Origin of the sequence: Flavobacterium sp. BFFFF1 (assembly GCF_002256285.1) — a bacterium.
Classification (GTDB): domain Bacteria; phylum Bacteroidota; class Bacteroidia; order Flavobacteriales; family Flavobacteriaceae; genus Flavobacterium.
Window position 1 is genome coordinate 38,180 of sequence record NZ_NKJE01000014.1, and the last position, 13,460, is coordinate 51,639.

Annotated in this window: 3 protein-coding genes; 2 read left to right on the top strand and 1 reads right to left on the bottom strand. The window is 47.3% G+C overall.

Annotated features, from left to right (window positions below; genetic code table 11):
- Positions 1-42: 42 nt before the first annotated feature.
- Positions 43-8,967 (bottom strand): choice-of-anchor D domain-containing protein, encoded by an 8,925-nt coding sequence (locus CFE23_RS10115; protein ID WP_291087368.1) that lies wholly within the window; start codon positions 8,965-8,967, stop codon positions 43-45.
- A gap of 487 nt (positions 8,968-9,454) precedes the next feature.
- Here CFE23_RS10115 and CFE23_RS10120 point away from each other — a divergent pair, with 487 nt between their 5' ends.
- Together CFE23_RS10120 and CFE23_RS10125 are read left to right on the top strand one after the other, a co-directional pair.
- Complete coding sequence (locus tag CFE23_RS10120) at positions 9,455-9,931, top strand: regulatory protein RecX (protein WP_291087371.1); 477 nt, start codon at positions 9,455-9,457, stop codon at positions 9,929-9,931.
- A 212-nt stretch (positions 9,932-10,143) separates the two neighbouring features.
- A complete protein-coding gene (locus CFE23_RS10125; protein WP_291087373.1) occupies positions 10,144-13,452 on the top strand; it encodes a T9SS sorting signal type C domain-containing protein in 3,309 nt (1,102 codons plus the stop codon).
- The last annotated feature ends 8 nt before the right edge of the window (positions 13,453-13,460 follow it).

Below are 13,460 nucleotides of genomic sequence, written 5' to 3' on the forward strand. Positions count from 1 at the left end.
AATCCCGTCAAAGACAGGATTCTTCGTTGATTTCAGATTTTCTTAGTAGACGATTTTTTTGGTAACAATAGCTCCGTTTTCAAGCTTTATTTTTACAATCAGCGTTTGGTGATTCAATACAATGTCGTTTGCGGAATATTCGTTGGCATTGATGTTTTGACTTTCAAAGACTTTCCTACCGGCGACATCATAAACAGCAATTTCAGTCATCGGCTGCATCACAGAACGAATTGATAACTTATCCTTTTCCACGGCCACCGTAACCTCATTCCCAACAATTGGATTATCCGTTCCCAAAGTACCATTCGTATATCGAAGCACAAAGCGATTGTTATACAGGCCTGCATCGGCTGAGAATTGGTACGGTGAGGATTTCAGGTCATGGATGATGCCAAGCTGTAAATCTTCAAGAAATACGTCCTGATTGTCATCAAAAACACCGTCTTTGCTGTCAATCGCTATGGTGAAGTTTCCGGAATTGGCAATCCTAAAGCCCATGGGCACCAGGTCCTGGTTGTCAAAAGGAAGCTGCCTGCCCTGAATCACTAATGATTTATCGGCACTGATAGAATAAAAATTGATCTGGTTTGCGGTAAAACTCATACCATCATACAATGTGTCAAAATCATTCGTTGCGCCATCAACATACGCGACTAACGTCTGACGGAACCCGCCATTGCCATCGGTCATGTTGAGCCACAAATGCCCATTCTCATTTCCGGCTGCGGCACCGCTGCCATCCCTGAAAAATTGCGTATTCTGATTGGTAGTTCTGATGCGCATGCTGTTATTAAATGTAACATTGTAATCCTGGAGCAATACAGCAAAAAATCCCTGACCTGTTCCAATCTTTCCGGTAGGCTTAAGATCGTCGGTTCCTGTTTCATCGGTAGATGCTTTTACGCCTGTCGCTCCGGACAAATTCCACGTAGCATAATCGTTGGTATTGTATTGCCCTCCCGTATACCCCGTAAACGAAGTCCAGAAGTACAACGTCCCTCCGATCTTGCCATCGTTAGCAGGATCGGTAACAAAAGCCGTCGCATCAATAGCCGACGGATAAGGATTGGAAAGCAAAATCGAATTTCCGCTTGACTGTGTCACGCCGTCATCAAAACTGTCGCCATACACCGTAACGACACCATTGTTGGGAACCCCGTTGAAATTAAACGATGCATTTCCATCGGCACCAGCACGTGTAATAAATCCACGTCCCGGCGTCGTAGCTGCAAGGCCGTTCCAATAACCGTCGTAATTGCCCGTCAATTCCCATTGGTAAGACGCATCAAAAAAAGCAGGTAGCTGCGAAAACACGTCCTCCTGTACAGGACTGCCCCAATAAACATAGTCGTCCAGAATCATGGACCGGCAGGTGCGGGTCGCGATAATTTTGCCGGTATCGGAGATGCCGTCTGTGATCTGGACAAGATTTCCGTTATTCTTCACTTCAATGCCATTGTCAATCGTAGCGATCGAATTGGTAACCGTCAACAGCTTATTCGCATCGACCTGCAATGTGCCTGCAGTAACCGATAAGTCATTTCCGACCAACACTTCCGAGGAGCCCGGAATCGTTTTTATTCCAGAGCCCGAAACTTTAAGGTTGTAGTAAGAGGGCGAAAAAGCGGTGAGCGATTGGCTTGCGCCGGTGTAATCGATTGTCGAACCCGTTTCCAGCACAATCGATGGTGTGTTGGTATTGTCAATCGCGGTAGTCGTAGCGCCGCTAAATCCATCCGTATTGATCATTCGGAAGGTCGCATTATTTTTCACCGTAAACGTGGTTCCGGATTGCATCCTGAGACCGGTAACAGCAGAAGAGGTCGAGACATTGGTTCCGTTCACGACAACATTTCCATAATTGATAGGCGATCCCAATCGAATAATTGTCGCCGCAGTGCCATAAAATTCAATCGTTGAACCCGTACTTAGCGAATACGTTCCTGCCGCATCCGGCTTGCTTCCCGCACCGCTGTTCTTGAACTGGGACGTGCCCGTCATCGTCAGGTTGGTCCCTGAGCCGCCGAAACCGCGATTCGCTACGTCCAGCACAACCGAGTTCGCAATCGTTACGGTGCCCGTGATATTGGTAATGGAAGACGACGTCGACTTGTTTCCCGTATTGGAAAAAGTGAGGTTTCGGTAATCGCGCGATCCCCTCAGGATCTGCGAACCGCCTCCGTTAAGTTCAATCGTCCCACCAGTCAGGCTATACGCACTTGAAATACCGTCGAGACGCGGAATCACATCCGTTCCGCTCGAGGAAAGCGCGGCAACCTGATACAGGGTATTGGCTGACATGGACAAACCGCCCGTACTGCCGGTGATGTAATTCGAAGTCGTTTCAATCACCTGCCCTTTCTTAATATTCAGTAGCCCCGGCGTGGTAATGGCTGTGGAATTTGTGAGGGCCAACTGCAGGGTATCGGTATCGAGTTCACAAACAATCGTCTTCGAGTTTGAAGCACTCGTAATCCCATCCCCCGTCTCCTGGTTTGCTTTCCCAATATAGTGAAACGTAGAGGAGGCAGGCGTATAAGTGCGCGTATCGGTTTGTACGTTGCCGTTCCCCGATGCGGTGATGCCCAGTGGAGACGTGATTTTAAGTGTACCTCCCGAGTTTAATAAAAACGACGTTCCGGTAGCCGCTGCAGGTACTTCCTTCACCAACAAGGCTGTAGTCCCTGAAAATCCAAAATCAAAGACACTGCCCGAATTTACGGTTACTTTACCGCTGGTACCCAGTTCCAGGTCGCGATTCGCCAATTGTACATAAGAACCACTGTTCGGAATAAACGTGACATATTGGTTTTCAGTTGCGCCCGTCGACGCAATGTCGATGGTTTGAGTCGTAGCAGCCGTTAGGCCATCACCTGTTCCTTTGAAATTTACAGTGCCTCCAGAGGTGGACGTAGACAATAGCAGTGCACTTGTTCCCAAACTAAGGTCTCCTTTTAGGTTAATCGAAGAACTCGCAGTACTCGAACCAGTAGCACTGTTCAGGTTAACGGTTCCTGCGTTAGGAACACTGAGGTTGCCTTCCACATCCAGATTAATTGTTGCTGATCCCGTTTGGTTAACCACGGAAAATGATTTAGCGGAGTTATTTTTGAAATCCCCTTTTACGGTAATTGTCGAAGTAATTTGTGATGTAGTAAGCGTTATATTATCCGCATAACCCGACTCTATCGTGAGATTTCCTCCAATAGTAAAGTTGACCGAAGTATCCGAAAAGTGAATCGTATTATTGCTGGAACTTCTGAATATCAAATCTTTATGCGTAAGTATTTTGTTATTAAAGTTCCCGCCGCTGGTTATCCTGAAAGTTCCTGTTTGACTGCCTGTCGCCATATCAAAAATCAGATTACCAAAATAGGAAGTTACCCCATTATAAGTTTGCGAGGATATATTTGTATCAACGGGCAGAAAAAACCTTCCTGACCCTGTATCGTGGGTTCTTACTATAAAATTGGAATTGGGATGAAAATTCTCTGTCCCTTTCCATAGTGAACCCGTTAGTGTCGATCCGGCATTAGCGGCATAGTCGAAAATAAATGTTCCATTATCTTCTATTTCAAAGCCGTTGTTGATGGTCAGCGAATTGCTTTGGAACGTGAACGTACCGCCATCATAAATATAAATCGAGTTCGCCGTTGAATTGAAGCTGCTCACAAACGACCCGCCTGACATCACTTTGATATTCACGAGATTCGCAAACTGGTTTCCTGTAGTAATCGTATGCCCATTTTGGACATAAATGGAACTGCTCGTATTCGCTGCAGGTGCCGTCGAATCGCTCCAGGTATTTGTTCCTGAATTGTATTGCTGCCATGTCGAGGTGGGCGAAGCGCCCAACCATGTTCCTGAGCTTTTGGAACGATAGTCATTATTCGCATAAATAATCGCACTGATCACAAACGCATTCGAGTCCACATCATTATCAAATCCAAGTCCCGTTGTCGCAGCGGTCAGTATAAGTCCCGTACCGGCTACGGTATGGGTCAGCGACGAAAAAGTAGCCAATCCGGAAACAGCCGCAACACCCACTGGGCTGCCCGTTAACGTACCCGTAGAAGTGATTGAAATCGTTCCGGTGTAATCCAAATCGCGGTTGCCGTTCACATCGACTCCGGCCACGGTAACGGACGGCGTCATCGCCGCGCTTACGGTCGTAGTCGTCGGTTGTTGCACGAAAACCAGGCGGTCTGCGGTCACCACAATCCTGTTGCGGTTGGTCGTCGTGCTGGAAACCACACTGGTAAAAGCAGTAAACAAGGATGACGTACTGCCTCCCGCAGCCGTAACGCCTGCGTTGCCGATGGTAACCTGGAACTGTGTATTGTCAGTCACCGTGGACTGAAACGTAACCCTTAGTGTTAAACTCGCCGTTGTTCCATCAGCTGCGGAATACGACAATCCGCTAAAAGCAATTGTTCCCGCACCGGTATTGATGGTCGGCGACGCATTGACCAGCGCATTGCCATTGAACAACGCTGCTGAACGGATCATCGACGTATTGGTAACATTAAAAGTAATGGCACTCAAAATCGTAGGCAACGCGTCAGCATCTGCGGAAGCGCCACCATCCCGGATATCAAACCGGAAGAAGTCGATTGAATTCGAAGTGTTTGTAATCGTTGCGGCCTGATAAGTCGCATAGTTGATATTGGAGTTGTATGTATATGTCCCACTGGCAATAATGTCACTGGCTGCACTCGGCGTTCCAATTCCGGTAATGGCAAAAGTATAAGTCCCTTCATCTGAATCCGAGTTGGAGATGCTGACCGTGGCATTTTCAGCCGTAAAAGCACCTGCCGTGTAGGTCACCTGGAACGTCAGCGATCCGTTTGAAGCGATCGTGGCAGAAGATGGCTGGGTGGTCACCGCAAAAGAAGAGGAACCGCTGAGCTGCACCCTCGGCGTGCCGGACAATGTTAATGCTGACGCGCCCGTATTCCTTATTGTAAAGGTCCGCACAACCGTGCTGCCATAGGTCACACTGCCAAAATCAGTATGGTCTGCTGTTGACGGTGTGGCATCGGCATTGGCAATGGAAACGCTGTTTCCCTGCACATCGATTTCTGCAGGAGCCAAAGGATTCCCGCCCGTACAATGATTCGTTGCCGTTAACGTCGTCAATCCTGTGATGGATACGGTGTTTGAAGCCAACGTAGCGCCAAGCGTCCATCCGGCGCCATCCCAGCGTCCCGAATCACTTGTAGTCTCTGTACCGTTGATGTCGGCAGCAACATAGGTTCCTGAAAAATTATAGGTTGGCGATGTAATCCCGGAAGCACCAATCGACCAGTAACGGGTGATAAAATTTGTCGGTGCACTGTTGTTTGGCTGCTTGGCATCAATGACACGGATTCCGGCATAGGCGGCGCTGAAACTTCCAGCTGTAAAGTTTAGCGTAGCCGGAGAAAATTCTGCGGTACCGGTATTGTCACCTACAGGAAACGTAAACGATCCTGTCCCGGCATAGGTTTTCCGCATTTCGCCGGTCCCATCTGCAATCACAAAACTGTTTGCTGATGCTCCTGAAGTGGTGGCCGCTGCGGCGAGCGTCATATTGAATGTGGAAAGATTTATAAGTCCATTGGTCAACACCAACGCCGTATTGATCGTTACATCGGTTCCCAGGGTAGCCCCAACAATTCCCGATTGACGGGTCATTGTCAAGGTCCCAAGCGCCTGCGATCCCGAAGTAAACCGCAACGTCCCAATACTTCCTGTACCAATCAATGTCATATTCGAAGCGGTGCTTCCCTTAAATGTTCCTAATCCCGCTACAGCATTGGTAAACGAGGCATTCCCCAAAGTCAATGTCCGCCCATTTAAGTCGAATACGTCGGACGCGCTGTTAAACGTTAGCAAATCACCTGTGGATGAAGGAGAAATGGTCATATCTGCACCCACCAGCTGCAAAGTGGTAGCGCCACTGGCTGGCTGAAAAGTGATGTAGCTGAACGTAGACGGCCTGCCCACCGGAGCGGTTACCGTTTGCGTACCATTTTTGGTAAAGTATACCGACCTGTTGTTTGTGTTGAAAACATAGGTCCCGTTGAAAGTGACGTTACCCCCCACCTTAAGGTCACCTCCAAAAGTTCCCGAAAGGTTCAGTGTCGCTGTCCCGCTTTGCCCCACAACAAGGTTGTTGCCCACGGTCAATGCCTGTGACATGGCACTGCTGCCAGTCATACGCATCTCAGCACCGTCATCAATGGTCAAAGTTCCAGCCAACGCCCGTGGGGTTGACGCGCCGCCGTTAGCACCCAGGTCGAGCACTGTGGTATTGCTGATCTGTACATTGTTAGGATACCCTTTCGTGGTACCAATCGTACCAACACCGCTGGCACTCCATTCATTGAAGCGTCCATACACGCTACCCGATCCGTTATACCAATACCTTAGTGTAGACGCATTTCCATAAATCGGGGCGGCAGCTACACCACCGTTCGCATTGAGCTGTAAGGTCCCATTCACATAAGCCTTGCCCGCGCCAAAATCCATGGATGCGTTGGTCACATGTACCGTGATGTTGGTGTCGAAAATGAGTTCGTCCGATCCGGAGTTATTGTAGGCCACCGACTTGTTACCGTTAATATTGACCTGCGCTGCGGTCGATGATGTAATGGTGCGGCCGGTAAAATTCGTATAAATGCTTCCGCCGGCGTTGTTCAGCGTTAGTGAACGTCCGTTAAGATCAAGGTTTCCATTGTTGTTGAATTGAAGCACGTTCCCTGTCGTGGAGTTGATGGTAACGTCGGTGGCTGAATTCACCACGACGTTTCCAGCCAGCTTGTCCAGCACGAGGTAATCAAAAAACACGTTGCCACCCCCCGTTTTAATGATGTTTTGCGCACCAGTAGGCCCGTTAAATTTGACCACACGTCCATTATTCGTCTGCGTGGCTGTAGCACCGACGGTAAAGTCGCCACCCACAGCAAGGTCTCCGCCAGAAGCAGAGGACAGGCTCAAAGTTGCGCCAGACGCAATCGAAACACTTCCCACCACATTGGTCGCAGCACTCGCCGCACTCATGTCGTAGCTTCCTCCCGTAATGTTCAGGCTGCCATTAACAGTCACACTGCCATTCGTTTGGTCCATATTGAAGCTGCCTCCTGAAACGTTTAGGTTTCCTGCGACCGTAGTAGTCCCATAAGAGCCGCCAGTGCTGCCCAGATAAATCGTTCCGTTGCCCACGTTCAGGTTCCCGCCGATCACCCAGTTGCCGCCGACATTTCCGGACCTCGACAGGTACCGTCCGCTGGTGTTCATGGTGAAATCATAGCAGGAGATTGCGCCGAATGAAGTTACATCACCGGCACTGTTGAATACATAGCTGTTGCGGCTGAACGGAGGGGTCGAGCTTCCGATGGTCGTCGTGCTCACGGTATAATACCGGCTGTATCGTGCCGAAGTCCCAATGCTGCCCGCAGCATTTTCAGTCGGCGTTTGTGCATACACAAACCCACCTGAAGAAGTCACATAATTGAAAAAATTGAACGAAGACGGCATGCCGCCAATGGCTGACCACGGAATGGAGAATTCGCGTACCGTGCCTGCCTCAGCATAACTTCCGAACGCCGTCGTGGCAGTGCTCCAGCCGTTGCTGCCATTTGCGGTACGGTATTCGCGATAACCGCTTTTGACATACAGGACCAAATCAGCACGAAACTGCAATTCAGCGAAATTGGTGCCGTCATAGCCGTTCCCGACATTGGTACCGTTCGCATTCGTACCGCCGTTTACAAGCGATTGCGGATCCTTATCCAGGTACATCACAAAACCCTCGCTGAGGGAAGCACCGCTAACACCCACATACAGATTCGTTGAATCCCATTTCATGTAGGTGACGGAACTCCCGGAAGTTTGTTGGTTGTTGCCATCGGTGTGTGTGCCGTATTCACCGGCGGTGATGGTACCATCAACCCCAGATCCAGCTGACGTTGTAGGGTTTTGGGTTGTTGAATTACCACCCTGTATATTCCCTACGGTGTAAGTTCCCGCGGCCCGTACTCTGTAAAAATAGGGTGTGCTCGCCGACAATCCAGTTACCACTTGTGAAATGGTCGATCCGCCCGAAACGTATAAATTGTTGTAACCGCTCACGAAGGAAGAGAAACTATTGTTTGTTGAAACATCCAGATAGTAACCATTCGCACCACTAACTGTTGCCCAATTAGCCGTAAAACCGGTTGCCGTAATACTCGTCGCAGCTGAGGAAGTTGGTATGGCAGGAACCGGGTCAATCAGAATATTGTCTATGTCTACATTTCCACTCCCATTAGATATCGCAAATTTTAAATCTGTAAGTGTCTGCGAAGCAGTAGTTGCGGCGGCATCGTTTAGTTCTTTTGTAGTTCCAATCCACAAATCGAAAGTATCATTTGCAACACTTTCTTCAACACCATTTGGGCCGCGATAGTATAATACCGCACCAGAATTATTGATTATCCAGTGGATGGTTTGTAGCCCGGTATAATTTGCAGTGTTAACACTCCCTCCAATATCGCGCAAAGAAAACTGGCCAGCTGTGGTAGTCCAGTTTAAACCGATTCTTGAATGTACCGACGCATTTGCCTCAGTGCTATTTCCTGTTGTAAAACCACTTCCAACCTGAAAAGCTGCTAAGTTTGTGACGGCAGTTGAGTTGCCTGACACAGTCAAGTCAAATCGGTAATACACACTTCCCGGAGTCGGGCTAAAATCGGTAGTTCTGCTGAACGCGCCTGCATTACCGGTTCGGGCAAACCGTAGTTTATTCGAAGTCGTTGTGTTTATTGACAATACCGTTCCTGCGCCAGATGTACTAATTGCATCCCATTGCCCATTGTTTGGAGTTGCGCTAACATAGCTTGATACCGTGGTGGAACTTCCAAATTGTTGTTCTAATAGCTGGGCTTTCGAAATTTGAGAGCACAGAAACCCGAAAAAAACTAAAAATAAAACCTTAACTCTCATAAATAACCATGTTTTGGGGAACATTAAATTTCCAAATGATCGCCTGATTATCCATCGGTTAAATCAATTTGGGGGAAGTAAATGTAAAGACAAATCTCTCATTGAGAATTATACTTTTTTAACTTATTTTTAATAATTGGACGAACGGTATTTTTTTGTCGGTAAACGGCGCGGGCAGGCGGAAACAGCTGAAAAAAAATAGCTTAGAACGCAGGTTGTTTATTTTTAAAACCAGCATTCTTCCTACATCCATCCTGACCCTGCAGGCAGGATACTGCTGCGGTGTTGAAGGCACCAAAATAATCTTTTAAATACAATCTATAGTAACTTTATAGTAAGGTTATAGTAACTTTATAGTAAGTTTAAAGTAATATTATAGTTAAGATAATTGTAGTAAAATCAGCGCGCAATCTGATAGGTGAACACTGTACACCTAATTTCTCAGGCATCCTGCGTCGGTTAAAAGGTATTTTTTATTTTTACACCAATGGAACACCACCCGAATTTATCCGAAACCATCCAAAAACTGGAGCATTATTGCGCCTACCAGGAACGTTGCCACCAGGAAGTGGCGGAGAAACTCCGCACCTTAGGCATCTGGGGCGACAAGGCTGATGCGGTCATCGTCCACCTGCTGGATAACAACTACCTGAATGAGGAACGATTTGCGTGTGCGTTTGCCAGAGGGAAACACCGCATTAAAAGCTGGGGCAGGAACCGGATCGTAAACGAACTCAAAATGCGCGGGATTTCGAGGTTCAACATCACCACCGCGCTCAACGAAATTGACCCCCTCGAATACGCCGATCATTTCGACAAACTTTCCCTAAGGCATTGGGAAAGCCTCTCTGAAAAAAATGCCTTGAAAAAGCGCAAAAAGTTCTGTGATTTTTTGCTTCGTAAAGGCTTTGAAAGTGACCTGATTTACGATAAAGTAAAAATTCTGGAGCAGGACAACTGTTAAATTTTAACATATTACAATTCAGCATTTTACAACATTTCAAACACAAAATGACGAAATCGATTTCGCCAATACTGCCGTTCGCCGATAATACACGACAACTTATCGAAAACAAGAAAACTTTCACATTTTTCAGTTCTTTTTTAACAACCGCTGGGAGTACTTTTGCGTAATTCAAAAAAAAAGCTATGCTGGCATAGTAAACCAAAACTCCCATGAAAAGATTATTACTTATTTTTTTAATACCGTTTTTAGGGTTCTCGCAAATTAGCGGCACCAAAATAATCGGTTCTTCACAAGCTGCTCCTTATACGAATTTGACGCTGGCCATTGCGTATGTCAATACGGTAGGTGTAAATGGCCCGACGACTTTCCTGATCGACAACGACCAAACGGCAGCCACATCGTTAATCATCAATCAATTTACCGGAACCAGCGCAACAAACACATTGACGATCAAGCCAAATACCGGAAAGACCATCACGATTTCCGGTGCGATAAGCAATGGCGCGGTAATACAATTTAACGGTGCCGACAACATCATCATCAATGGAAACAATGGAACCAGCGACAAGCAGTTGACCGTTTACAATACTTTCAGTGATTCAGGAAACTCATACACATCAAGGGCCGCAGTCTGGATGTATGGTGGCGCCACAAACAACAAGGTTACCAATGCCATTTTGAGGACAAACATTATTGATGCCAGTGCTGGAACGTTGTCTGTGGGTCTACTCGCCGGAAGCAGCAGCATGGGCGGCGCGCAGGACAATTCAAACAATGAGGTAAGCAACAACACGTTTACTACAGTAAAACAGGCCGTTTACATCAACGGGAACAGTGCTTCAAACACAAACTGGACGATCAGCAGCAACATGATAGGCGCCGCATCTGATGCGAGCAAACCTTATTTGGGAATCTATCTGAACAACATCACGACATATACCCTGTCAGGAAATACTATTGACGGCGTAAAGCGCCCAAACGGAGTCGGTGGAACAGCATTCCATTCGGGAATATACGTCAGCGGCGCCAGTACAGGAACCATTTCGGGAAATACGGTGTCTAATATTGAAAATGCGTCCGGCAGCAACATCTGCTACGGTTTATACGTATCGGGATCCACCACAAGCGTAACAGGAAATACCGTTACAGGGGTAATTTCAAATTCAACAAATGACGGTAATGCCGGAATTTCCATCACAGGAAGTAACGCAACCATCGCGAACAATAAAATCTACACCATCACGATGACCGACAGCAAACTGATGAGTGGGATTTTTGTAAGCGGCAATAGCGCGCTGGTTTACAACAATATGATCGGAAACGTTTCTTCTGCCGGAGGCGGAAGTCCTAACTCACAAAGTGGCAATGGAATCTATATCGATAGTGGTACAATCGTAAAAGTGTATTACAACACGGTTAGATTGGCGACAAACCAGTCCACGGGAGCTTCAGCGTGCCTGTTCATCAACGGCGGTACACAATTGGACATCCGCAACAACCTTTTCATCAATGCACAGAGTTCCGGATCTACCAGGTTTTGCGTGTACTCCACGGTAACCACCACCTCGAGTTTTACCAATATCGATTATAACGATTACTATTCTTCACAATACATCGGCAGCTGGGGCAGCTTTTACACCGCAACAAACCTGAAGACGACGCTCGCGCAGTGGCAGGCAGTGACGTCGAAGGATGCAAACTCCATCAATGTATCGGCTACTTTTACAGCAGCTACAGATTTACACTTAAGCGCCACACAGGCTTCGCTGGTTGTCGGCACGCCGATTTCAGGATTTACAACCGACATTGACGGCGACACGAGAAACAACCCTTCTACAGTAGGCGCTGATGAATATGCGGCCTGTTCAGGCGGAACAACCACCTGGAATGGTACCACTTGGAGCAATGGAACCCCAACCGCTACGATTAAAGCCGTGATCAATGGGGCTTACAACACGACAACCCATGGCGATATCATAACCTGTGAGCTCACGGTGAACAGCGGCAAAACCCTTACGATTACGCCAGGCAAAGTGGTTGAGATTCAAAACAACCTCACCAATAACGGCACCATCAACATTCAGGATAAAGGATCCCTCGTACAAGTCAGTGACGCTTCCACCGTTTCCGGAAACATCACCCTGACGCGTACGACCACCTCATTGAAGCCATACGATTATACTTATTTCAGTTCTCCCGTAAGTGGCTCGGTTATTTCTAATGTAATCGCAGACACGTATTACAATTTCACGTTTGACCCATCCATTAACAACTGGGTGAGCCAGCCACAGAACGCAGTGATGACCGTAGGAAAAGGGTACTGCCTTCGCGCCCCGGAAACACTGAACTTCAACCCAACCGCCACCTTCAATGCTGTATTCGCCGGAGTTCCCAATAATGGTATCATCAACGTGCCGGTTACCAAAACAGCCGCCTGCCCCTATAACCTCATTGGCAACCCTTATCCGTCTGCAGTAGATGCCGACTTGTTTTTAGGCAACGCAACCAACGCATCAAAACTAACAGGTGTAATATATCTATGGACACACAACACAGCGATAAGTGCCAACAATCCTGGTTCAGAGACTTACAATTACACCACCAACGATTACGCCAAATACAACCTCACAGGCCCTACCAAAGGCGTGGCAGCCGCTTCAGGAGGCGTACTGCCGACAGGCAAAATCGCCTCGGGACAAGGATTTTTTGTGGAAACAACAGGATCCAATACCACTTCAAATCTTGTATTTAACAACGGCATGCGGGTCAAAACAACAAACTCAAACGGCAATTTTTACCGCACCGCAAATACTACAGAAGAAACGCAGGGAACCATTGAGAAGAATCGACTGTGGGTGAGCATCAGCAATACCGAAGGCGCCTATGATGAAACTTTACTTGGGTATGTAACCGGAGCATCTAACGACCTGGATTATGGCTATGATGGTAAAACCTTTGATGCCGGAAACTATGTCATGATTTACTCCATACTCAATGGCGAAAAACTTTGTATTCAGGGGAAAGACGTGAACTTCAATGCAAACGATGTTATTCCGCTTGGTTTTAAGACATCCCTTACGGGGCAGTTGACTATCGGTATTGAGAAAACAGATGGCTTTTTCGCAGCAGATCAGGACGTGTATCTGTTGGATAAGACCACCAATGTACTGACGGATCTAAAACAGGGAAGCTACACTTTTACACAGGATGCCGCCGGTATCGTTGAGGACAGGTTTGAACTTAGGTTCACCAACGCACCACTCGGGGTAGAAAACCCTGTTTTTGATCAAAACACAGTGCAGGTTATCACCCACTCCAACCAATTGCAGGTGAACTCCACCCTTTCAGAAATCAAAGCAGTCACTGTGTATGATTTACTTGGACGAATGGTGTATACAAACAATAAAGTGAACAGTTTGGATTTTACCACCGGCAATATTACTGCAACAAACCAGACATTGATTGTGAAGGTAAAAACCGATACGGCTGAAGTAACCCGAAAAATTATAATGAAATAAGAATAAAA